This is a genomic window from uncultured Algibacter sp. (assembly GCF_947487605.1).
GTDB lineage: Bacteria > Bacteroidota > Bacteroidia > Flavobacteriales > Flavobacteriaceae > Algibacter_D.
The window spans coordinates 313,541-339,102 of the sequence record NZ_CANKXK010000003.1 but is presented as its reverse complement, the minus strand read 5'-3'; the positions used below and the strand labels follow the sequence as shown (position 1 = coordinate 339,102).

Below are 25,562 nucleotides of genomic sequence, written 5' to 3'. Positions count from 1 at the left end.
TTTTTTATACCCTAAATCTAAATGATTAGTTAATTCAAAGTATCAGCACCTTTTTCTCCTGTTCTAATTCTGTAGGATTCTTTTATATCGGAAACAAAAATTTTACCATCGCCTACATTTCCTGTACCAGCAGAATTTATAATAGCCTTAATTGTAGCTTCTTCAAAACTATCGTTAACAACAATTGAGAGGTGTCTGCGCTGTATATCGCTAGTACTATAAGAAACACCTCTATACACATGACCTTCCTTTTCGTTTCCTATTCCAGTGACATCCCAATAGGAAAAAAAATTAACTCCAATCTCATGAAGCGCTTCTTTAACTACACGATATTTAGACTTTCTTATAATAGCTTCAATTTTCTTCATGATTTTTTTAATTGTTTATTGCTCTTTATAAAAGTAAAAAATATAAGGAACATATTAAAGCCTTTTTATCGATCAAGTGAATTAAATTCATAAAAAAAGGATGCCTTTACAGACATCCTTTTTTTTAAAAATTTATTTTTCTTAATTATTAGTGCTCATTCAATCTAAAGTCTGGATAAGCATCCATACCATGCTCATGTGCATCTAACCCTTCTAATTCTTCTTTTTCAGAAACTCTAATACCAATTGTTTTCTTAAGCGTGAAAATTATAAGGAAAGATGTTACAATACAGAATCCTGCATAACAAGCTACACCTATTAATTGAGCAACAAAAGTATGCTCTGGATTGGTAGAAAAGATACCAACTGCAAGTGTTCCCCATATACCACAAATTAAGTGAACGGCAATGGCACCAACAGGATCATCTAATTTAATAGCATCAACAAAGGCAACAGCAAATACAATTAAAGCTCCTGCAATAGCACCAATAATAATAGCGCTTTCAGGCGTCATTACATCAGCTCCAGCAGTAATACCTACTAAACCACCTAAAATACCATTTAAAAACATGGTTAGATCTAAATTCTTATATTTTACAAAAGAAACAAAAGCAGCAACTACACCACCTGATGCGGCAGCTAAACATGTTGTAACTAAAGTTAAAGACGTTAATTCTGGATCTGCCGAAAGTACAGAACCACCATTAAATCCAAACCATCCTAACCAAAGTATTAAAACACCAGCAGTTGCTAGAGGGATACTATGTCCTGGAATCGCTTGTGGCTTACCATCTTTAAATTTTCCAATTCTAGACCCTAATAACCAAACAGCTATTAAAGCAGCCCATCCACCTACAGAGTGTACTAATGTAGAACCTGCGAAATCATAAAAACCTAATTCGTCTAAGAATCCACCACCCCATTTCCATGAACCTGCAATTGGGTATACTAATCCTACATATATTACTGTAAAAATCATAAAAGCGCCTATCTTCATACGCTCTGCAACAGCTCCAGAAACAATAGTTGCTGCTGTAGCTGCAAACATACCTTGAAACAAGAAATCTGTCCACCAAGTATAACCACCATCTGCATATTCTGGAGTCATACCATTTTCAGGTGCACCTATACCAGGTACTATTGATCCCAAATAGCCATTAAATTCTCCTGGGTACATTAAGTTAAAACCAATTAAATAGTATAATAATAATCCAACGGTTATAATGAAAATATTTTTAAATAAAATATTAATTGTATTTTTTTGTCTTGTCAACCCAATTTCTAAAAATGCAAAACCTGTGTGCATGAAGAAAACGAGTGCTGTACAGACCATCATCCATACATTATTAGCTGTAAATAATCCTTCCATAATTAAATTATTTTAAATGTTATTATTTTAAAGTGTCTCCACCCTTTTCTCCTGTTCGTATTCTGTAGCATTCGTTTATATCTGAAACAAATATTTTTCCGTCTCCTACTTCTCCTGTTGCTGCAGATTTTAAAATTGCATCGATTGTTTTTTCTTCAAAATCATCATTAACGACAATAGACAAATGTCTTCGTTGAATATCACTTGTACTGTATGATACACCTCTGTATACATGTCCTTCTTTTTCATTCCCTAAACCAGTTACATCCCAGTATGAGAAAAAATTAACACCAACTTCATGCAATGCATCTCTAACGGTGCTGTATTTTGACTTTCTAATAATTGCTTCAATTTTCTTCATTATGTGCCTTATTTTGATTAGTAAGATTTCAAAAATAGAAAAATATTTAGGTGACTAAGAATATTATACCATTAATGAAAAACTATTATTACTTTTTTAAAAAACGTGTAAAAAGGATGCTTTTTTTATATTAAAAACATCCTTTTTTACTAAACTAACTAAACTAGAATTTTAAAAAAATCTATACATTCAAGTTTATTTATGTGAAATAGAAGTTATTATACTTCTCTTTGTCTCTTACCGGGATAAGCTAAAGCACCATGCTCTGAAAGGTCTAATCCTTCTATCTCTACTTTTTCGCTAACTCTTAATCCAAGAGTTTTCTTAAGTATTGTTAAGAATATAAAAGATGTTGCTACGGCCCATATAGCATAAGCTAAAGTACCTATTAATTGTGCTAAGAATTGATCTGCTCCACCGCCATTGAATAAACCAATACCAGCATCACCATCAATTCCCCAAAGACCTATAACTAAAGTACCCCAAGCACCTGCTACACCGTGTACTGAAAATGCACCAACTGCATCATCAATTTTAAGCTTTTGCTCTACAAACTCCATAGAGAATACTACAATAATACCTCCAATAAAACCAGCAGCAATAGCACCAAACTCAGTCATATTACCACAACCAGCAGTAATACTAACTAAACCAGCTAATGCGCCATTAAGCGTCATGTCTAAGTTAGGTTTTTTGTATTTTAACCAAGATAGGAATAAAGCACCTAATGCACCTGCAGAAGCAGCAAGGTTAGTAACAAGTACAACCATAGAAGCTCCAACGGCGTCATCGCCACCCCAAGCTAATTGAGAACCACCATTAAATCCGAACCATCCAAACCAAAGGATGAACACACCCAAAGTAGCTAATAATTTGTTATGACCAGGAATATTAACAGCTTTACCATCAATATATTTTCCTATTCTTGGACCTACTAGCATTGCAGCGATTAAAGCAGCCCAGCCACCAACAGCGTGTACAACAGAAGAACCTGCAAAATCGATAAACTCAGCTGGCATAATACCATCTGTATCGTTTAACCATCCACCATTCCATTCCCAACCACCTGCGATTGGATAAATAAATGCAGTTAAAACAACTGAAAATATGATATAAGTTGAATATTTAGTTCTACCAGCAATAGCTCCAGAAACTATAGTTGCAGCTGTAGCACAAAATACTGTTTGGAAGAATAAATCTGCTGGACCTTGGTTAAACATAAAACCACTCCATCCTATCCATCCACTAGCTGATTCACCATACATTAAAGAGTATCCAATAAACCAGAATACTAAAGAGCCTACTGCTATATCTAATACGTTTTTCATTGCAATGTTTACCACGTTTTTAGAACGTGTCATACCAGACTCCACTAAGGTGAATCCTGCTTGCATTAGGAATACTAGAATACCTGAAATAAGCATCCATAACATTCCCATATCGCCTTCAATTGCGGCGGTGTCTTGCATTATAAGGGGCATGTTTAATAATGACATAATTATTTATTTTTAATGGTTAGTAATTAATTTTAAGGAGAATAAAGCAAGTACTTATTTAGTAAAAAGGCACTTGCTTTTATTCTTTTTATAATATTATTTTAACAGTATTACTGTTTTTAGAATGCTAATATTGCAGCTAATGTGAAAGCTGCTAGGTTATCAGCAGGCATACCATCAGTATCAAGAACGTTTCCATAAAGACCACCATCAGCATCTGTTAAAGAATCCAATCTAATTTCTGGCTTAATAATTAAGTTATCAACTGTAAAACTACCTGTTAGTGTTAGTGCTAATACGCTTGGTTCAACATACATAGGTGCATCTGAATGTAAAGCAAAATATTCACCTCTTAGTCCTAAATCAAAAGAATCAGATAGACCTAATTGAGGATATAATGCAGCTCCGTAGAAACCAGAACCATCATTATCATTGTAAGCAGCATTGATACCTAAGAAAAAAGAATCAGATACATCGAAACCACCTGTATAGTCAATTTCAAAACCTAGACCACCAGCATTACCACTATCATAGTATAAGTTAAGATATTGGCCATGGAAACCTAGTTGAGCACCAAGTGCATATTCACCAGTCATAGAAATGTTGTTGGTGTCCCAAGGATTTGTAATTGCTAGCATTAAGCTAACATCATCAGATAAAGTAAAATCTGCCTTTAAACCAACATGAGAAAAAGGTCCGCTTGAGAATAAATAAGATGTACTGTAGTTAAAATTTGCTGCTGGAGAAATAACTTCATAGCCTAAAAAAGTATTAAATCTACCCATTGTTAAAGTAGTTCCTTCAGACACGTTCCAGTACACATATGCTTGATTTACGATACCATCAACAATATCATTGCTAAAAGTAGCTCCAGCACCTCTTGGTCCAGTAACTAAATCAAGAACAGCACCTACTTTTTCACCTTCGTAGCTAGCTATAATGTTTGCCATACCTACAGCAAAACCAGATTGGTCTGCAAAAGCAGTTCCAAAAGATGGAGCATCATTATCAGAAGCTGTTAAGTAAGTTTGATAATAAGCATCAACGCTACCACTAATAGTAAGTTTCTTTTCTGTTGTTTCTTCCTGAGCAAATAAAGCCGTTGCTACAAAAAGCATTGAAAGTGTAATAATTTTTTTCATAATTGTTTTCATTTTAAGTTGTTAATTTTATTTAGATCCGAAAAATTGATTAGTTTTTAGTTTTTAAGTTATTTTAAATCAGATCTAATTTTCTTAATGAATGAGACAAAACTATGTTAAAAAGAGTTAACCCCCATAAAAAGTAGGGTAGATTGAATAATTTTTATCAATATTTTAATATTTACCCCATTTTTTTAAAGGTATGTGTCAATTAGCTTAATATTTTGCTATTTCAACAAATAAGAAAATTGAATTATTGTCAGTATTTTCTAGTTATTAGTGTTATTTATTTCAATAAATTCAGATTTCATTAATATAAATTCAGATTTCTGTATTTACTAGTGTTTTTTAATCATTGAATATTTATTAATAAATCTTATTATTATTGATATATAATTACTTTAATAGATGCTTAGCTTCTAAAATCGAAATAATGAAATAGGCATTATTGTATTTTAAACCTTAGTGCATATCTTAGCTTTTCAACTCAAGTTTTTAAACCAAATTTTGTTGATTATGCTGAAGAAACAAGGACTGTATTTGCCTGAATTTGAACACGAAAATTGTGGGGCTGGATTTATTTGTAATCTCAAAGGAGAAAAAACAAATCAAATCATCCACGACGCATTAGAAATTTTAGTAAAATTAGAACATCGTGGCGGTGTTAGTGCCGATGGTAAAACTGGTGACGGTGCTGGATTATTAATTGATATTCCTCATGATTATTTTAAACGAGTAAGCGGTTTACCTATTCCTGCACCAAGAGAGTATGCTGTTGGTATGGTGTTTTTGCCTAAAGTAAGAAATCAATATAAATTTTGTAAAGATACTTTTGAGAGAGAAGTTAATGCGCAAGGACTATCTGTGATTGGCTGGAGAAAAGTTCCAGTAGATTCAACACAATTAGGTGAAATTGCAAAAGCTTCAGAACCAAATATCGAACAACTTTTTATTGGTAAAACAGAAGCTATTTCTGAAGCTAATTTTAAGGCTAAATTGTATGCAGCTCGTAAAATTACAGAGCATGAGATTAGCAATTCTAAAATTTCTGAAAGCAACTATTTTTATGTACCTAGTTTATCGACTACTACAATAATATATAAAGGTATTATTATGCCTGAAGATATTGGTCCTTATTACACCGATTTACAAGAAATAGATTTAGTAACTAGGTTAGCCTTAGTGCATCAGCGTTTTTCCACAAATACAATGCCTACATGGGAATTGGCGCAACCATTCCGTTTTATGTGTCAAAATGGTGAGATAAATACACTTCGTGGGAATGTAAGTAGAATGCGTGTGCGCGAAGAAATTATGAAAAGTGAAGTTTTTGGGCCACAAATAGAAAAGTTATTCCCAATTATTTTACCAGGAAAGTCAGATTCTGCATCTATGGATATGGTGGTTGAGCTATTAACACATTCTGGGCGATCACTACCAGAAATTATGATGATGATGATTCCTGAAGCATGGGAAAAGCATAAAACCATGTCTGAAGAGCGTAAAGCCTTTTATGAGTACAATGCTTGTATCATGGAACCATGGGATGGTCCTGCTTCAGTGCCGTTTACAGATGGCGATTATATAGGAGCGTTATTAGACAGAAATGGTTTAAGACCTTCAAGATATACAGTTACCAAAAGCGGTAAACTTATTATGTCTTCAGAAATTGGTGTAGTTGATATAGAACCAGAAGATGTTGAAAGTCATGGTCGTTTAGAACCAGGAAAGATGTTCTTGGTAGACATGAATGAAGGACGCATAATTGAGGATGAAGAAATTAAAAGTAAAATCGTTTCAGAAAGACCATATAAAGAGTGGTTAGACAAAACGCGTTTACATCTTAGGGATGTGCCTTATACCAATGAGACCTGCCCAATTGAAACTATAGATATAAAAACAAGACAACGTTTATTTAACTATACGTTTGAGGATATCCAAGAGGTTATCACGCCAATGGCAATTGTAGGTAAAGAAGCCTTAGGCTCTATGGGTATTGATACACCATTAGCGGTATTATCTGATAGGCCACAACTTATTTCGAATTATTTCAAACAATTATTCGCCCAAGTAACTAATCCCCCATTGGATGGTATTCGCGAAAAAATTGTTACCGATATTAGTTTAAATCTAGGTAAGGATAGAAACATCTTTAGCATTACAGAAAGACAGTGTAGAAAATTAAGAATTCAAAACCCTGTTATATCCAATGCCGATTTAGAAAAAATCAGATCTATTTCAATTGAAAGCTTTAAAGCTGAAACCATAGAAATATTATATCCTAAAGCAAAAGGACTTAACGGTCTTGAAGATGCATTAGATGATATTATAAAGCAAGTAGAGAAAGCTTTAGAAAGAAAAACAAATATTATTATTCTTTCAGATAGAGGGGTTAATCAAGATTTTGCTCCAATTCCAGCGCTATTAGCATGCTCTTATGTAAATCATCAATTAAACCGCTTACGTAAGCGTTCTTATTTCGATATTATTATTGAATCTGCTGAACCTCGCGAACCACATCATTTTGCAACACTATTTGGTTATGGTGCTAGTGCCATTAATCCATATATGGTTAACGAAATTATTAGAATGCAGGTGAAGGAAGGCTTCATTACAGGAATGGATGAACAAGAAGCAGTAGATAATTTCAATCAAGCCATAGGCAAGGGAATATTAAAAATTATGAATAAAATAGGAATCTCTACCTTGCATTCATACAGAGGTTCTCAAATTTTCGAAATAGTTGGTTTCAACTCACAGTTTGTTGAAAAATACTTCCCATATACAGCCTCAAGAATTGAAGGTATAGGGCTGTATGAAATTGAAAAAGAAATTAACGAACGTTACAAATATGCCTACCCAGATAATTTAATCGATAAGCGATTAGGTTTAAATATTGGAGGTGATTACAGATGGAGACGTAATGGAGAGCGCCACTTATTTAACCCAACAACGGTTGCAAAATTACAACAAGCGGTTAGGTTGAGTGATCAAGCGAGTTACGATGTTTATTCAAAAACTATTAACGAGCAGTCTGAAAATTTAATGACTATTCGTGGGTTGTTTGAATTTGATAATTTAGATCCAATTCCATTAGATGAAGTTGAGCCTTGGACAGAAATTGTTAAACGATTTAAAACAGGTGCGATGTCTTACGGATCTATTTCTCGCGAAGCGCATGAGAATTTAGCCATTGCCATGAACCGAATAGGGGGCAAATCTAATTCTGGTGAAGGAGGAGAAGATAGAAATCGTTTTCATCCAGACGTAAATGGAGATAGCAGAAATTCTGCAATTAAGCAAGTAGCTTCTGGTCGTTTTGGTGTTACCTCACATTATTTAACCAACGCCAAGGAGATACAAATTAAAATGGCTCAAGGAGCAAAACCTGGAGAAGGGGGGCAGTTGCCAGGTGAAAAAGTTTTACCATGGATTGCAGCGGCACGTAACTCAACACCATTTGTTGGATTAATTTCACCACCACCACATCACGATATTTATTCAATTGAAGATTTAGCACAGTTAATTTTCGATTTAAAAAATGCAAATCGAGATGCACGAGTTAATGTGAAACTAGTATCTGAAGTTGGTGTAGGAACTATTGCTGCGGGTGTTGCAAAAGCAAAAGCAGACGTCGTACTTATTTCTGGATACGATGGAGGAACAGGTGCATCACCTTTAACATCTTTAAAACATGCTGGATTACCATGGGAGCTTGGTCTTTCAGAAGCTCAACAAACCTTAGTCTTAAATAATTTAAGAAGTAGAATTGTTGTAGAATGCGATGGCCAATTAAAAACAGGGCGAGATGTTGCTATTGCGGCATTGTTAGGGGCAGAAGAATTTGGCTTTGCAACAGCACCACTTGTAGCTTCAGGATGTATCATGATGCGTAAATGTCACTTAAATACTTGTCCAGTTGGAGTAGCAACTCAAGACAAAGAGTTGCGTAAAAACTTTAAAGGAACACCAGAGCACGTTATTAATTTCTTCTTTTATATAGCAGAAGAGTTAAGAGGTATCATGGCACAATTAGGGTTTAGAACGCTTGGTGAAATGGTTGGTCAAACACATAAAATAAATGCTAATAAAGCTATAACACATTATAAAGCAAAAGGATTAGACTTATCAAGTATATTACATAGACCAAGTGCTTATAATAACTTAATAGTTAAGAATACCGAAAAGCAAGACCATAACTTAGAAAATGTTATTGACTTTACAATTTTAAAGGACTCGCATAGAGCTTTGTATAGAAAAGAAAAAATGACTTTAGAGTATCCTATAAAGAATGTAAATAGAACAGTAGGAGCTATAGTTAGTAATGAAATTTCCAAAATTTATGGGCATTTAGGCCTGCCAGAGGACACTTTAAATATAAACTTTAATGGGTCTGCAGGTCAAAGTTTTGGTGCATTTGGAGCACATGGGTTAACATTCACATTGGAAGGAAATACGAATGACTATTTGGGTAAAGGACTTTCTGGAGCAAAACTAATTGTTAAAAAACCAGTTAAAGCAGATTTTGTTGCTGAAGAAAATATTATAGTTGGTAACGTTTGCCTATTTGGAGCAGTTCAAGGTGAAGCTTATATTAATGGAATTGCGGGAGAACGGTTTGCCGTTCGTAATTCTGGAGCAACCGCTGTTGTAGAAGGTGTTGGAGATCATTGTTGTGAGTATATGACAGGCGGACGTATAGTAGTTCTTGGGAAAACAGGAAGAAATTTTGCGGCAGGCATGAGTGGTGGTATTGCTTATGTTTATGATCCAGCAAATAAATTTGTAAACGGATTATGTAATACAGAAACTATAGAGTTTGAAGATATTTTACCAGAAGATGCTGCCGATTTAAAAAACTTGATTGAGAAGCATAAGCTTTACACAGACAGTAAACTTGCAACTAGATTATTAGATAATTGGGATACCAGCATAAGCAACTTTGTAAGAGTAATGCCAATTGAATATAAGCGAGCTTTAAAGCGTATAGAGACTGAAGAACCAATGGTAGAAGAATTAACAACAACATAATGTCATGGGAAAAGTAACAGGATTTAAAGAGTTTGAAAGACAGGATGAAACATATGCACCTGTAGAAGAACGCGTAAAACATTATAAAGAGTTTACGGTTCCTTTAAGCGAAGAAGATTCAAAAAAACAAGGGTCACGTTGTATGGACTGTGGAATTCCCTTTTGCCATAGTGGGTGTCCACTTGGTAATTTAATACCAGATTTTAATCATATGGTACACCAAGGCGAATGGAAAAAAGCCTCTTGGATATTACACTCAACAAATAATTTTCCAGAATTCACAGGACGTTTATGTCCAGCACCTTGTGAACAATCCTGCGTTTTAGGTATTATAGAGGATCCTGTTTCGATTGAAAATATTGAAAAAAATATTGTTGAACGCGCTTTTAAAGAAGGATGGATTAAGCCACAACCTCCAAAAACCCGTACAGGTAAAACAATTGCCATTGTTGGTTCTGGACCTGCTGGTTTAGCAGCAGCGCAACAGTTAAATAGAGCAGGACATACGGTTACTGTTTTTGAACGCGATGACGAAATTGGAGGCTTATTACGTTACGGGATTCCAAATTTTAAAATGGAAAAAGAAATTATAGACCGTCGTTTAGCAATTTTAGAAGCAGAAGGTATTACTTTTAAAACCAATGTTAATGTTGGTGTTAATTACGATGTTGAAGAACTAAAAGCTTTTGATTCAGTTGTACTTTGTGGAGGTGCAACCGAAAGACGTAGTTTGCCAACCCCAGGAATTGATGCCGATGGTGTTGTACAAGCTATGGATTTTTTAACTCAACAAACAAAAGTGTTGTTTGGAAAAGAGGTTAAGAATCAAGTGATGGCTACCGATAAAAATGTGATTGTTATTGGTGGTGGAGACACTGGCTCAGATTGTATAGGAACATCTAACCGTCACGGCGCAAAATCAGTAGTGAATTTTGAAATTATGCCGAAACCTCCTGGGCATCGTTCGCCTACTACTCCATGGCCTTTTTGGCCTTTAAAGTTAAAAACATCAACTTCTCATCAAGAAGGGGTTGAAAGAAACTGGTTGATTAACACTAAAGAGTTTGTTAAAGATAAAAATGGAAAGTTAACAGCATTAAAAACTGTTAATGTTGAATGGAAAATGGTTCCAGGTGAACGACCACAACTTATAGAAATTGAAGGCACAGAAAAAACTTGGCCATGTGATTTAGCGTTATTAGCTCTCGGTTTTACTGGTCCAGAAAGCACATTAGCAGATAAGCTAGGAATTAAAAAGGACGCTCGCTCTAATTATAAAGCAGAGTATGGAAAATACCAGACCAATATCCCTAATATATTTGCAGCTGGAGATATGCGTCGTGGTCAATCTTTAATTGTTTGGGCAATATCTGAAGGTAGAGAAGCAGCAAGACAAGTCGATCTTTATTTAATGGGTAAATCTAATTTACCTTCTAAAGATATTTCTGGCGATTTGGTAGCTATGTAAAAATTGTTTTTACTTTAAGAAAACAAAATTTTGTTGAATATTTTTTAAAAATAATAAAACACTATTTAATTAAAACACTATATTTGTGTTCACTCATTTAAAAAAATAAATGACAAGAAACTTTATATCATTACTTTTATCAACAATATTTTTGGTGTTTTTAGTAGCGCCAACAGTTTTAGTTGCTGTTGATGATTCGATTGATGTTTCTATATTTTATGCTTCTTCAGAAGAAGAAGAAAAAGGAAGTGAAAAAAATAAAGATAAAGAAATTTTATTTTTTGAATTTAATATAAGTGAGCCAGATTTTGATTTAAACGAAACCAATAATAGCTTAGGGTATTACTTCAAAAATTATCCTAAACCGCACCTAAATTTAATTTCACCACCTCCGGAATTAAGCATATTATCATAATGTTTTTCAGGCTTCATTGTTAAGCCACTCAAGTATTAATTTAGTTTAGGTTTTTTAAACTTAGACTATAAATTCATTTTTTAATATGTTTAAAACTTTAAAAAACGACTTGCCTGCAAGTATCGTTGTATTTTTTGTTGCACTACCTTTATGTTTAGGTATTGCATTAGCCAGCGGCGCACCACTATTTTCTGGTTTAATTGCTGGTATTGTTGGAGGAATTGTGGTAGGGAGTCTTAGTGGCTCTAATATTGGTGTTAGTGGTCCTGCGGCTGGTTTGGCTGCGATCGTTTTATCTGCTATAGGTGCGTTAGGGGGGTATCAAAACTTCTTAGTTGCCGTAGTTTTAGGCGGTGTAATTCAACTTCTTTTTGGTGTTCTTAAGGCTGGTGTAATTGGTTATTACTTTCCGTCGTCTGTTATTAAAGGGATGTTAACCGGAATAGGAATTATTATTATACTAAAACAAATACCACATTTTTTCGGTTACGATGCCGAACCAGAAGGAGCAGATAGCTTTTTTAGCTCATCAAGCGAAAATACGCTTACAAATATCTTTAATGTTTTTGACAATATCATACTAGGATCTATGATTGTTGGCTTTGCTGGTTTAGGTATACTAATACTTTGGGAAAAAGTATTGTCCAAAAAACACAAGATATTCAAACTTGTTCAAGGGCCTTTGGTAGCTGTGGTTGTTGGCATCATATTCTTTGCCGTTACAAGATCCCATGAAACGTTATCTATTTCTCAATCTCATTTGGTAAGTGTTCCTGTACCAGAGGATACAGCTTCTTTCTTAGCGCAATTTAGTTTTCCTAATTTTAGTATGATTACAAACTCCGAAGTTTGGATTGTTGCTTTCACGATAGCTTTAGTGGCGAGTTTAGAAACTTTACTTTGTGTAGAGGCAACGGATAGATTAGATCCTCACAAGAATGTAACACCTACCAATAGAGAATTATTAGCTCAAGGGACGGGTAATATCCTTTCAGGACTTATTGGAGGTTTACCTATTACACAAGTAATTGTTAGAAGTTCTGCTAATATACAGTCAGGGGGTGTTTCGAAAATGTCTGCCATAATCCACGGATTTTTCTTATTGATTTCAATTATTATAATTCCAACCTTACTTAATATGATTCCTTTATCTGTTTTAGCGGCTATTTTATTAGTAGTTGGATACAAATTGGCGAAACCTCAATTATTTAAAAAAATGTATGAATTGGGATGGAAACAGTTTATTCCCTTTGTTGTTACTGTATTAGGGATTGTATTCATTGATCTGCTCTATGGTATTGGACTCGGGTTAGCCGTTGGAATAGTTGTTATCTTACTTAAAAGCTATCAGAACTCTCATTTCTTGCATATCGAAGATAAGAGTAATGGAAAACACAGGATAAAAATGTCTTTAGCAGAAGAAGTAACCTTCTTTAATAAAGGAGCTATTTTAAAAGAATTGGACAACTTACCAAGAGACACCTATTTGGAAATAGACCTTATGAAAACCCGTTATCTCGATAACGACATTATAGAAATATTAGAAGACTTTTTATTTAAGGCTAAAGAGAGAGATATAGACATAAAACTTGTTTCAAAGCGAGGAACTATAGAAAACCCCGAGAGTTTTATCAATTTTTTCAACGAAAGACCACAATCGAATTTAAGTTTAAATTAAAAAAAATTATGAAGACCAATAAATATAAAATATTAGTGCTTTCAGATAATAATAACGCAACAAGCACGACGTTAGAAAACACAATAAGTTTAGCCAAAATGATTGATGGAGAAATAATGCTTTTTGGGGTTAAGGATCCTTTGAAAGTTGTTAAAGAAACCAATCAACTTTCGGCAATGAGAGAAATAAATCATCAATTCACTTTTACAAATAATAGCCTAAAAAGATTGGCAAAATCTGCATCGGAAAAGTTTGGTGTAAATATTAACTCTACATTTGTAATCGGACGAGTAAATGATGAAATAAGTACTTACATTAAAGATTATCAACCAGACGTTATTGTTGTTAAAAGAAGAAAACAAAGAATATTAAACTTAGTTGGTGATACACTTACCGATTTTGTTTTAAATACCTTTTCTGGTCCTATTTTAGTTACAGATGAGGAAAGCACATTCAAGCATGATAAATCATTAACACTTGGGGTTCTAAATGGTATTGATAAAACCTCTTCCAGAAGTATTTTTGGAGACTTATTACCACACACCAATAATCCTATTAAAATGTTTAAAATAATAGACTCGAAAAATAGTGAAGAAGATAATACTCAATCTGATATTAAGGACGCTGTAGAATTTGTTTTCGAACAGAATGATTCTTCAGTAAAGAACCTTTCTAAATACTTAGAAAAGAATGGTATTAATTTATTGTACCTTAATAGGGGTAATTTCAAAAGTAAAAAGAGAAGAAAATTAAATAGTTATATTAGTAAACTGAAAGTTCCTATGCTTTTATCTGCTCAACAAGCAATATAATTCCTAAAATCATTAATTAAAATATCATAATATATGAAAGCACATACTAAAGAAACGCAAGCTGCAATGACGCCTAATTCTGCATTAGATGAATTGAAAGCTGGTAATAAGAGATTTCAAAAAAGCCTTAAAGTAGATAGAAATCTTCTTGGGCAGGTTACAGATACAAGCACAGGGCAATATCCTTTTGCGACAATTTTAAGTTGTATAGATTCTAGAGTGTCTTCTGAGTTAATTTTTGATCAGGGTATAGGTGACATTTTCAGTGTACGTATAGCTGGAAATTTTGTTAACCAGGACATTTTAGGCAGTATGGAATTCGCGTGTAAACTGGCAGGAACAAAATTGATAGTTGTTTTAGGTCATACCAGTTGTGGTGCTGTTAAAGGAGCATGTGATAATGCCGAACTTGGTAACTTAACTTCAATGTTGTCTAAAATTAAACCAGCAGTTAAAGCAATAAAGGAACCCGAAGATGTTAGTCTTAGAAATTCTTCTAATATTGAATTTGTTAATAATGTTGCAGAGAAAAATGTAAACTTAACTATTCAAAAAATCTTGGAAGATAGTAGTGTGCTAGCAGAAATGCACAAAAATGGTGAGATTGACATAATTGGTGGCATGTACGATATCAAAACTGGTGCTGTAACATTTTATGAATAAGGTATGACGAACCTTAAAATAATATTTTCACTTTTTCTACTTGTTCTGTTAACACCTTATAAGGGTACTTCACAGGATAGTAATTTTGGTAATTGGTTGATTTACATAGGAAATGTAAAGCTAAAGAATAATTGGGATTTTCATAATGAAGTTCAATATAGAAACTATGATGCTGCAGGCGATTTAGAACAGCTATTACTACGTACTGGTTTGGGATATAGTTTTAATGAAGGTAGAAATAATATTTTATTTGGCTACGGCTATATTCTTTCTGAAAACTATGTTGATGACAGCGATGATAAAATATCTGTTAATGAACACAGAATATTCCAACAATTTATTTCAAAGCAAAAAATTGGTCGCATTAAATTGACGCATAGGTATCGATTTGAACAACGGTTTGTAGAAGAAGATTTTAAAATGCGTTTCAGGTATTTTTTGGCAATCAATATCCCTTTTTTCAAATCGAAAAAATTGTATTTTTCGGTCTATGATGAGGTTTTTTTAAACACAGAAAGTGCTGTGTTTGATAGAAATAGACTTTATACAGGCTTAGGTTATCATCTAACTAGTAAAATACGTTTAGAAGCAGGTTATATGAATCAATTTTTTGAAACCTCTGGTAGAGATCAATTAAATATTATTGCTTTTGTGAATCTTTGAAAACACAAGAAAATGTTAAATTGAAAAGTCTATTAGTTATAATAGGCTTTTTTATTTGATATTTATCGACTAAATTAGACTCATAAATAAGAATCTCGATGAAAAATTTGTTTGTAAACATAAAAGGAGATGCTTTTGGAGGTATCACAGCAGGAATTGTAGCATTACCATTAGCACTTGCTTTTGGGGTGTCTTCTGGCTTAGGCCCAACAGCCGGATTGTACGGAGCAATATTTATTAGTTTTTTTGCAGCACTTTTTGGAGGGACAAGCACTCAAATTTCTGGTCCTACGGCACCAATGACGGCTGTAAGTATGGTAATAATCGCAGGAATTATTGCCACTAATGATGGCGATATTGAAAAGGCACTTCCAGTTATTCTTACAGTTTTTTTGTTGGCAGGTCTCATGCAAATTGGCTTAGGTATTTTAGGGTTAGGAAAGTATATAAGATACATACCCTATCCTGTGGTATCAGGTTTTATGACTGCAATTGGGGTTATTATTCTATTAACTCAAATATTACCGTCTTTAGGATATTATCCAAAGGAAGATGAGGCTTTTGTTGAACAGTTTAAACCTCAAGCCGAAGAAGTAATTCTTGATAATATTTTAAAAGATGAAGCTGGCGAAGGGATATTAGTACTCGAGGATTTTAAAGAAACAATACGACGCGCAGAGGCGATTTCGCAAGAAGATATTTTAAAAGAGTCACAGACATTAGCAGCAAAAGATGCATCTGGGGCTTATGGCGCAATTAAAGTACTACCAAGAGCGTTGAAACATATTAATTGGTTAGAGTTAATTTTAGCATTAGGAACAATTTTTATTATTTATGGGTTCAAAAGAATTACAAAAGCAGTTCCTAGTACATTGGTCGCGCTTATTGTTATGTCTGGTATTGCAGTTGGTTTCGGATTAAATTATAGGCCAATTGAAGAAATCCCAAGCGGACTTCCAATACCTAATTTGGAAATATTTACAAGCTTCAAGCTAAGCAGCGTTACACCATATATTTTTACGGCATTAACGTTATCTCTTCTAGGAGCTATTGATTCGTTACTAACGAGTGTAGTTGCTGATAATATGACTAAAACAAAACATAAACCCAATAAAGAATTAGTTGGTCAAGGTATAGGTAATAGTATCGCTGCTGTTTTTGGGGGTATACCTGGAGCCGGTGCAACTATTAGAACTGTTGTAAATATTACTTCTGGAGGAAAAACAAAACTTTCTGGAATGATTGCGGGAATTATGCTTTTAATTATCTTATTAGGTTTAGGCCCTATTGCATCACAAATTCCAGCAGCAGTTTTGGCAGGAATATTAATAACTGTTGGTATTGGTGTTATGGATTATAAAGGTTTAAAGGCTATACCAAGTTTGCCAAAAGATGTAAAATTTGGACCTATTAAGTTTAGCATGGAAGTATTAATAATGCTTGTTGTGCTATTTTTATCTACGTTTTGGAATTTAGTATATGCGGTTGGTATTGGATTGGTTATTGCCTCTCTTATGTTTATGAAGAAAATAGGCGACTTAACTGCAGAACGATCCGACGTAAAATCATTGCTAAAAGAAAAAGCATGGGCAGATGAGTTGAACTTTCCAGCAAATTTAAAAGAAGAAGTTTTTATTAAGCATATAAAAGGACCTTTGTTTTTTGGATCTACGAGCGAATTTCAACAATTAGCAAAACAAATTCCAGATACAGCCAAGGCAGTAATTATAAGAACAGGCAGAATGCAATATATGGATCAATCTGGATTATATGCAATGGAAGATGTTTTAGTAGATTTAGAAAAAAATGGTATCTCAGTGTTGTTAGTTGGGCTTTTAAAACAACCACGTTATATGATGGAACGAATCGATATTATTCCTGACTTAATTCCTAAGGAGCACCTTTTTGATAATTTTAAAGATTGTATCAAATGGATTAAGGCTAATATCCAAGATGACCAACAATAGTAAAAAAAGCGAACATAAAAGTTCGCTTTTTTTATCTAGGATATTTATTATTAAACAATTTAAAAAAGAAGATATTTTTAAAAGTAATTAGTTTCTTTTATCTTAAGAAACTGTAAGCATAAAAAACAATCTAGGTTTTATATGATTAGAAAGGTTTTTTTCTTTTTTCTTTTAATTTGTTTAGGTGTCGTACTATTCTTAAATCCTAATTTTAAAACAATCGCTGCTGGTGTAGCTATTTTGCTTTTTGGCATGATTATGCTTGAAGAGGGCTTTAAAGTTTTTACTAAAGGACCTTTGCAAAATATTTTAAAAAAAGCAACAGACAAGCTTTACAAAAGTATCACTGCTGGTGCTTTTGTAACAGCCTTAATTCAGTCCAGTTCTTTAGTTTCAGTTATTACTATTTCGTTTATTAGTGCAGGACTAATCTCTTTGGCAGGAGGTTTAGGATTAATTTTTGGAGCTAATATAGGCACAACAGCAACAGCTTGGTTAGTTGCTGGATTCGGATTAAAAATTAAGATATCTGCATTAGCAATGCCCATGCTGGTTTTCGGTATTATTTTTTCTTTTCAAAAAAAGATGTCATTTAAAGGCATTGGAAATGTTTTAGCTGGGTTAGGTTTTTTCTTTCTAGGGATACATTATATGAAAGAAGGTTTTGATGTATTTAAAGAATACATCGATTTATCTCAATATGCCATTTCAGGATATTTAGGCGTAATTATTTATGCTGGCCTTGGAATTATTATAACAACAATTTTGCAGTCTAGTAGTGCTACATTAGCACTAATATTAACAGCATTAGCAGCAGGCCAGATAGAATATGAAAATGCTTTAGCGTTAGCTATTGGAGCAAATGTTGGCACCACCATAACAGCAGTTTTAGGAGCTCTTGGCTCAAATAACGCAGGAAAAAGACTAGCAACGGCACATTTTATATTCAATATAATTACTGGCTTAGTAGCTATAGGTTTCATTTTTCCTTTAGCAAGATTAGTTAATAATTTATCTGAGTTTTTAAATATTGCAGCTACAAATTATACATTAAAACTAGCCTTATTTCACACAATTTTTAATGTATTGGGAGTTGTTATAATGATTCCGTTTATTAAAAAACTAGAACGCTTTTTATTGCGTTTTTTTAAGGAAAATTTACAAAAGGATGTGCATGAACCTAAATACCTTAATAAAGCAGTATTAGAGTTTCCAGATTCGGTAATTTCAGCTTTGTTTAAAGAATCAAAGTATTTATTTAAGAAAAGTGTATTTGAAATAGTTGCTCATTCTGTAAACATGCATAGGGTAGATATAAAATCTGATGAAAAATTAAAACACATAGTCAAGAAATCTAATGTAGATTTAGAAACAGATATTGAAGACTTATACTATAGAAAAGTAAAAAGCATTTATGGAGAAATTATAAAATATGTATCAATTGCTCAAAGTAAATTAAGCTTGAATGCAAGACAAATTAAAACAATAACAGATATACAAATTGCTAACAGAAAAATGGTTGAAATTATTAAAGATGCCAGAGAATTAAATAAAAATATATCCTTAGTTTTAAATTTGGATAATGCCCATTTAAAGAATGAATATGATAGCTATAGAAAGAAGATAACCAAAGTTTTAAGAATTATACATTTATTTAGAACCGAAAAAGATGCTGAAAAACATTTGTTAAAACTAAAGGAGTTAAAAAGTGAAGCAAAAACTAGTGTTAGGCTTAGTAATAAATCTATAGATAAATTAATTCGGAAAAATTTAATTACTGTAGAGATGGCATCATCATTATTTAACGATTATACCAATGTTAACGATATGATTAAAAAGTTAATAGATGTTGCCGAACTTCTTTATGGAGAAAAAGATACCTTGCTTGATGATAATGGCAATAGCAAGAAAAAAAATAAATGAGGCTGTCTAAAAAGTCTTTATAATTTGATTTGTTAGGTTGAGCTTGTTGAAACCGATATTGATTATCAGTAAGTTAAAAATATTTCGACAAGCTCAATATGACATCGAACTTACTTTTTAGACAACCTCAATAATTGGGTAAATTTCTAATTATTAGTTATCTGCCATTAAAGCAAAAAACTTATCGATGTTTGGTAAAATTATAATACGTGTTCTTCTATTTCTTGCTCTGTTTTCTCTAGAATCATTTTCAACAAGTGGTTGGTAGCTACTTCTACCAGCAGCAATCATTTTTTCTGGAGCCACATTAAATTTATCTTGTAATTTGCGTACTACAGATGTTGCTCTTAAAACACTTAAGTCCCAGTTGTCTGTAATATTTGCTGTATTAATAGTTCTAGAATCTGTATGCCCTTCAACCATAACATCTAAACTAGGTTCAGAATTAATTACGTCTGCTAATTTTTGTAAAACAGGGTTTGCTTTAGAACTTAATCTATAGCTTCCAGTATTAAAAAGCATATTATCTGCAATAGAAATCATTACAACAGTTTCGTTAATATTAACTGAAAAATCTTCGTCTTCATTCATATTACTTGTGTTAATGGTCTTTTCAAGATTATATGCTACGGCTAAATTCATAGAATCTTTAAGCGTTTTTGCCTGACTTAATTTTTCAGAATCTACATTTTTTAATGTTTTACGCATATTAGCTTTAGCATTGTTTGAAATTACGCCGCCTTCTTTAAGAACTTCCAATTTCGAATTGTTTTCTTCTGTAAGTGTCCCTACGTCTTCTTTTAAAGACAGTATTTTAGTGTTGTAAGCGTCAACTCTTGCTTGAATTTTATCAAATTTGGCTTCTAAATCTTCCTTTTCAACGCGCGTTTTTTGTAATTCACTTTTAATTTGCCCATTTTCATGCTCCAATGCTAAGTATTTTTTCTTTGAAACACATGAAAGGGTAATTGCTGTAAATAATAGTAAAACTGAAATTTTCTTCATAATATTAACTTTAGGTTTATGCTATTTACGTTTGAAACCTCTTAATAGATTTTTTATGATTTACTTTTTTAAAAGAAAAAAATGCAGATAAACGGTTAGTTTATATGATTTTGTCAAATAAATACTTGAAAGGCTTAATTAATTACTAGAGAAGGCAAATAACAATTCTATTGTTATAATTTTGCGTGGGAAAATTTAATATTTAAATTGATTAAAGTCATGTTAAGTAAGATAAAATATGTGTTATTTATTATAATCTGTTTTGTAAGCAGTCATCAAGCATTTTCTCAAGTAACTGGGAAGGTGGTTGACGAACAAAATGCACTTTTAGAGTATGCAACTGCAGCTTTGTATGCGCAAAAGAACAACTCTTTAATTGCTGGTGTGGTTTCGGGCGATAATGGAATATTCACTATTGAAAATGTTAAAATAGGCGCGTACTATATTGAAGTGTCGTTTTTAGGTTACGAAAAAAAGCGAATCGAAAATATAGTGGTTAATAGTTCTAACAAAAAAACTGATTTGGGAACAATACAACTCACTTTAGGGACACAACTTAATGAAGTAGTTATTGATGCAGAACGAAATACGGTTATAAACAAAATTGACCGTCAGGTTTTTGAAGCTTCAAAATTTAAAAGTGCTCAAGGTGGATCGGGAGTAGATGTTATTAGAAATTTACCATCAGTTAGTATTGATAGCCAAGGAGAGATAAGTGTTAGAGGAAGTTCTGGATTTGTTGTCTTATTAAACGGGAAACCTATTCAAGGGAATGCTAGTTCTCTTATAGCACAATTACCAGCAAACGCCATACAAACTGTTGAAGTTATTACAGCACCTTCTTCTAAATATGATCCTGAAGGTAAAGCAGGAATAATTAATATATTGACAAAAAAAGGAGCTGCAAATGGCGCTTTTGGTCAAATAAATATTAGTGGAGGGTTCCCTTCAATTGAAACTTATAATAATGCTAAATCACATAAGCGTTATGGTATTGATGGCACCTATAATATTAGAAACGATAAATGGAATATTTCTTTAGGAGCGAGTTATCAAAGAAATGACTTAGGCGGAAGACGTGAAGGCGATGTTTTTACAATTATTAATGATAGAAAAACGCAATTCCCATCTACTGGCGAGCGTAGTTTTGACGAAGAGAATTATAGTGGACGTTTTACCCTAGATTACACACCTAATGAGTCGAATAGTTTTTCTCTGGGATTTTTTGCTGGAAAACGCAGTAAAGCACGTTTAGCTGATATTGTATATTTTGATAATCATGCAGTAATACCTGTAAACAGTAATAACAGAGAATATACTTTTCAATACTTTAACCATAATTTAAGAGAACGCAAGAGTGATTTTGCTTTAGGAAGTTTAGACTGGATTCATAGTTTTACTAATACTTCTGAATTGTCAGCATCATTTCTTTATGAATACACTTTATTAGGTGGGCCAACAGTAAACCAAAATTTAGGAGAACCAGATAGATCTATTTTATATCAAGATGAATTTAATACGAACGACAATCCTTTAAATGGTGTGCGTTTTCAACTGGATTATAAATTAAAACCATTTGATTTTGGAACATTAGAAACAGGGTATCAATTTCGAAATTTATCACATACAGGTGATTTTGTGTATGAAAGACGTATAGATTTTAATGATGATTTTCAATTAGTTCCAGAATTTTCTAGCGAGGTAGATTTAGAAAGAACCATTCATTCGGGTTATTTACAACTAACAGGGAAAAAAGGAAAATGGGAATATGCTGCAGGCACTCGACTAGAGATTATGGATAGAGAATTTAGATTAAAAGATAAAAGTAACACCGTTGACGAAACACTTTTTTACGATTTTGTAAAACTATATCCTTCAACTTCAGTTCAATATGCTGTAAATGAAACAACCAAAATTAAAGCAGCTTATAGCAAGCGTGTAGAACGAACCACGACTTTTAAAATGAATCCGTTTGCCGAACGAGAACATTCTGAAACATTAGAACAAGGAGATAAAAATTTAAGACCAGAATTTATTGATTTGGTTGAGCTAGGTGTTACAAAGAAATTAAAGGGCGGAAACTCTATTTTTGTAACTGGCTATTTTAGACATGTAGATAATGTTATTAATAGGGTTAATACAGTTTATAATGACACAATTCTAAATAGAATTTATTCGAATGTTGGAAGCGCAAAAGCTATTGGTGTTGAAGTAGGCACAGAATTAAAACCAACTAAGAGTTGGACAACTTTTATAGGAGCCAACATTTATAATTATAATATTGATGGAACTTTCGACAGTAAACCCGTTAATTCAGATGCAACTGTTTACTCTGTTAATTTTAATTCAACAGTCAAGTTTTGGAAAAATGCTTCGTTGCAATTTACTTTTAATTATCTATCTGATAGAAATACAGCGCAAGGTGAAGACTCTAGGTTTTATGCACCAAATTTAACTTTTCAGAAGTCATTTTTAAACAATAGGCTTATGGCAACTTTGCAATGGAAAAATATTGATATGGGTTTACTCGATACGAATGAACAACGCATAACTACCTTTAGGCCTAATGAGTTTTTTACAACTACTAACTATATTTATGAAGTGGATATAGTTATACTTAATCTTTCTTATACATTTAAAAAAGGAAGTAATAAGTCTAAGTTTATAGATAGTGAATTTGGAAAACGAGAATTCTAGAACCTAAGTATTAGTTCAATTAAATAAAAGAGGCTGTCTAAAAAGTCTTTATAATTTAATTTGTCAGGTTGGCCTGTCGAAACCGATATTGATTATCAGTAAGTTAAAAATATTTCGACAAGCTCAATATGACATCGAACTTACTTTTCAGATAGCCTCTTTTTTGTTATTAAAATTCTATTTATTCTTCTTCTGTATTATTTATTGTTGCAGGTTCAACAGAGGCATCATGTGCATTATGGTATTCTTGTAAAAGATTCATAGTTGCTGTAAGCAAATCTTTGGTTTCTAGCAGAACACTAAAATATAAGGTGGTATTTTTAGGGCTAGATTCTTCAGTACGCGTTCGCTCAACTTGCTTCTGAATTTTTTCTGAAACAACACCATACACATCTTCTTTACTGCTAAGAATGCTGCCAATTTGCTCAAAAGAACGCGAGTCAAAAGCTGCTTTTGTGTTATTAAATAACACTTCTAACGAACCATCAACTTCTTTTAGTTCTTTAATTTGATTAAATTTTAGTTTTTTATGATTGTTGTTAACGTGCTTAAAACTAACATTAGAAATATAATCTAAAGACTGGGTCATATCTTGTAAATACCCCAAAATATTAATATAAAAACTACTTGCTCTTAAACTAGTCTCGTCTAAATTTTTAATGAAATAGAAAATATTATCACGAAGACTATCCACTTCTTCAGATAACTTATCTACTTGTTTTTTATTCTTTTTAAGTAATTTTAAATCTTGTTTAGCTAAACCGTTTACTGCATTAGAATAAATTTTGTTTCCACGTTTTATAACATTCGAAATATTGTTGGCACTTTCATGTATAATACCTTGTACAGACCTACTACCAGTTTCTTTAAGGCTATCTTCATCAATATTTTTAGTTTCTTTATTTTTATGAGATTTATAGTTTCTGTATAGTAAGAAAGCGGTAATTAATAATAGTATTGGAGTCATTACTTTAGGATTCCAATTAATTAAGAAAACAACTGTACCAGCGGCAATAAAAGCTCCAAGAGCAGTTCCAAACCAACCACCAATAACATTAAGTACACCAGCAACTCTATAAACAGCACTTTCTCTTCCCCAAGCACGATCTGCAAGAGATGTTCCCATTGCTACCATAAATGTTACGTAAGTAGTTGATAATGGCAATTTCATAGACGTTGCAATGGCAATTAATACACCAGCAACCATTAAGTTTACCGAAGCTCTAATCATGTCAAATGCAGGAGCGTCAATACTTTGGTCCTTAGTTAAGGCTATTGTATCTGGTTTTTCAAAACTTTTATTTATTTTTTCTTTAATTGATTTTGGAAGAATAGCTCCAAAATAATTAGATAAGGTTGTTGAACCTTTAACAACAGCTCTAGAAAGCGCATTAGGTTGAAACTTCTCATGTGTATCGCCTTGTCTAGATAAACTTATTTCAGTTTCTGCAACTGTTTTAGCTTTTTTTGAAAACCAAAGAGTTAATACCATAATTGCGCCTGCTATGAAGAGCAATAAAGGTTCAGCTGGTACTTTTTTGTCCAATACAGCCATTGACATTGTAGTATCCATTCCACCGTCTATCCACGCTACATAAGAATGATAAGCAGCCATTGGTACCCCGATAAAATTTACTAAATCGTTTCCAGAAAACGCTAATGCTAATCCAAATGTTCCTATAGCGATAACAACTAGCAAAACGGTTTTTTTGGTTATTTTTTCGAATATGTATGAGAATAATGTCCAGAAAACAAAACTTACAAGGATGATGTAAATCTCGTTGCCTTCTAATAAGCCTTTCAATTCTTTATAGTATGGCGTTCCTTTTAATCCTTTTAAGAAAATAAAATATGTAATTGCTGTTAATGCTACACCACCAAAAAGAATTCCAAAATTCTTTATCTTTTTTTCATAATTAAATGTGAATATGGCACGAGATATCCATTGTACAATAGCACCCACAGTGAATGCTATAAAAACAGACAATAAAATTCCGCTAATAATGGTTAGTGCTTTTTCTTTGTTAATGTAAGTTCCTAAATCTGCAAAAGTTTGAGAATCTGTAGCACTAATTTTAATTAACGCCATAACAACTGCAGCTCCCAATAAATTAAAAACTATGGAAACGGTTGTAGATGTTGGTAAGCCAAGTGTGTTAAAGAAATCAAGTAACAGTATATCTGTTATCATTACTGCCATAAAAATGAGCATGATTTCGCTAAACTCAAACTGAGCTGGTACAAAAATACCTTTACGAGCAACTTCCATCATACCGCTAGAAAATACGGCTCCAATAAAAATACCTAAACTAGCTACTATCATTATAGTTCTTAAAGAAATAGCTTTAGACCCAATTGCAGAATTTAAGAAGTTAATAGCATCATTACTAACACCAACTACAATATCAGCAACTGCTAAAACGGTAATGGCAATTAACATAAATAAATAAATATTATCCATAATCTTTAATTAAATTAAGTTTGCAAATATCTCTAGACTTATC

The 25,562-nt window shown here is 32.8% G+C and carries 17 protein-coding genes; 10 read left to right on the top strand and 7 right to left on the bottom strand.

What is annotated here, in order from left to right; genetic code table 11:
- Positions 1-29: 29 nt before the first annotated feature.
- From Q0739_RS05370 to Q0739_RS05350, 5 genes are all read right to left on the bottom strand, one after another.
- Complete coding sequence (locus Q0739_RS05370) at positions 30-368, bottom strand: P-II family nitrogen regulator (protein ID WP_298237675.1); 339 nt, start codon at positions 366-368, stop codon at positions 30-32.
- Between the two features lie 148 nt (positions 369-516).
- On the bottom strand, positions 517-1,737 hold the full coding sequence (gene amt, locus Q0739_RS05365) for an ammonium transporter (protein WP_298237674.1): 1,221 nt from the start codon (positions 1,735-1,737) through the stop codon (positions 517-519).
- Positions 1,738-1,759: 22 nt separating this feature from the next.
- On the bottom strand, positions 1,760-2,098 hold the full coding sequence (locus Q0739_RS05360; RefSeq protein ID WP_298237673.1) for a P-II family nitrogen regulator: 339 nt from the start codon (positions 2,096-2,098) through the stop codon (positions 1,760-1,762).
- 218 nt (positions 2,099-2,316) lie between these two features.
- Positions 2,317-3,594 carry an ammonium transporter gene (locus tag Q0739_RS05355; RefSeq protein ID WP_298237672.1) on the bottom strand — a complete coding sequence of 426 codons (1,278 nt, stop codon included), beginning with the start codon at positions 3,592-3,594 and terminating at the stop codon, positions 2,317-2,319.
- 119 nt (positions 3,595-3,713) lie between these two features.
- Positions 3,714-4,736 carry an outer membrane beta-barrel protein gene (locus tag Q0739_RS05350; protein WP_298237671.1) on the bottom strand — a complete coding sequence of 341 codons (1,023 nt, stop codon included), beginning with the start codon at positions 4,734-4,736 and terminating at the stop codon, positions 3,714-3,716.
- A gap of 516 nt (positions 4,737-5,252) precedes the next feature.
- Between Q0739_RS05350 and gltB the strand changes: the two genes are divergently transcribed.
- The 9 genes from gltB to Q0739_RS05305 all read left to right on the top strand — a co-directional run bounded on the left by gltB (position 5,253) and on the right by Q0739_RS05305 (position 19,356).
- The gene (gene gltB / locus Q0739_RS05345; RefSeq protein ID WP_298237670.1) at positions 5,253-9,767 is read left to right on the top strand and encodes a glutamate synthase large subunit; all 4,515 of its coding nucleotides are present in this window, start codon (positions 5,253-5,255) and stop codon (positions 9,765-9,767) included.
- A gap of 4 nt (positions 9,768-9,771) precedes the next feature.
- Positions 9,772-11,235, top strand: a complete 1,464-nt coding sequence (locus Q0739_RS05340; protein WP_298237669.1) for a glutamate synthase subunit beta — start codon at positions 9,772-9,774, stop codon at positions 11,233-11,235.
- Between the two features lie 109 nt (positions 11,236-11,344).
- Positions 11,345-11,650, top strand: a complete 306-nt coding sequence (locus tag Q0739_RS05335) for a hypothetical protein (RefSeq protein ID WP_298237668.1) — start codon at positions 11,345-11,347, stop codon at positions 11,648-11,650.
- 85 nt (positions 11,651-11,735) lie between these two features.
- A complete protein-coding gene (locus tag Q0739_RS05330) occupies positions 11,736-13,328 on the top strand; it encodes a SulP family inorganic anion transporter (RefSeq protein WP_298237667.1) in 1,593 nt (530 codons plus the stop codon).
- Between the two features lie 8 nt (positions 13,329-13,336).
- Positions 13,337-14,140 (top strand): universal stress protein, encoded by an 804-nt coding sequence (locus Q0739_RS05325; RefSeq protein ID WP_298237666.1) that lies wholly within the window; start codon positions 13,337-13,339, stop codon positions 14,138-14,140.
- Positions 14,141-14,173: 33 nt separating this feature from the next.
- Positions 14,174-14,803 carry a carbonic anhydrase family protein gene (locus Q0739_RS05320; protein ID WP_298237665.1) on the top strand — a complete coding sequence of 210 codons (630 nt, stop codon included), beginning with the start codon at positions 14,174-14,176 and terminating at the stop codon, positions 14,801-14,803.
- A gap of 3 nt (positions 14,804-14,806) precedes the next feature.
- Positions 14,807-15,466: a DUF2490 domain-containing protein gene (locus tag Q0739_RS05315; RefSeq protein ID WP_298237664.1), complete on the top strand. Its 660-nt coding sequence runs from the start codon at positions 14,807-14,809 to the stop codon at positions 15,464-15,466.
- Between the two features lie 98 nt (positions 15,467-15,564).
- Positions 15,565-17,433, top strand: a complete 1,869-nt coding sequence (locus Q0739_RS05310; RefSeq protein WP_298237663.1) for a SulP family inorganic anion transporter — start codon at positions 15,565-15,567, stop codon at positions 17,431-17,433.
- Between the two features lie 141 nt (positions 17,434-17,574).
- A complete protein-coding gene (locus Q0739_RS05305) occupies positions 17,575-19,356 on the top strand; it encodes a Na/Pi symporter (protein ID WP_298237662.1) in 1,782 nt (593 codons plus the stop codon).
- Positions 19,357-19,509: 153 nt separating this feature from the next.
- Here Q0739_RS05305 and Q0739_RS05300 read toward each other — a convergent pair whose 3' ends face one another.
- The gene (locus tag Q0739_RS05300; RefSeq protein WP_298237661.1) at positions 19,510-20,361 is read right to left on the bottom strand and encodes an OmpA family protein; all 852 of its coding nucleotides are present in this window, start codon (positions 20,359-20,361) and stop codon (positions 19,510-19,512) included.
- Between the two features lie 219 nt (positions 20,362-20,580).
- Between Q0739_RS05300 and Q0739_RS05295 the strand changes: the two genes are divergently transcribed.
- On the top strand, positions 20,581-23,058 hold the full coding sequence (locus Q0739_RS05295) for an outer membrane beta-barrel protein (protein ID WP_298237660.1): 2,478 nt from the start codon (positions 20,581-20,583) through the stop codon (positions 23,056-23,058).
- Positions 23,059-23,239: 181 nt separating this feature from the next.
- On the opposite strand, the gene Q0739_RS05290 is transcribed toward Q0739_RS05295, so the two are convergent.
- Positions 23,240-25,519 carry an inorganic phosphate transporter gene (locus tag Q0739_RS05290; protein ID WP_298237659.1) on the bottom strand — a complete coding sequence of 760 codons (2,280 nt, stop codon included), beginning with the start codon at positions 25,517-25,519 and terminating at the stop codon, positions 23,240-23,242.
- Positions 25,520-25,562: the final 43 nt, after the last annotated feature.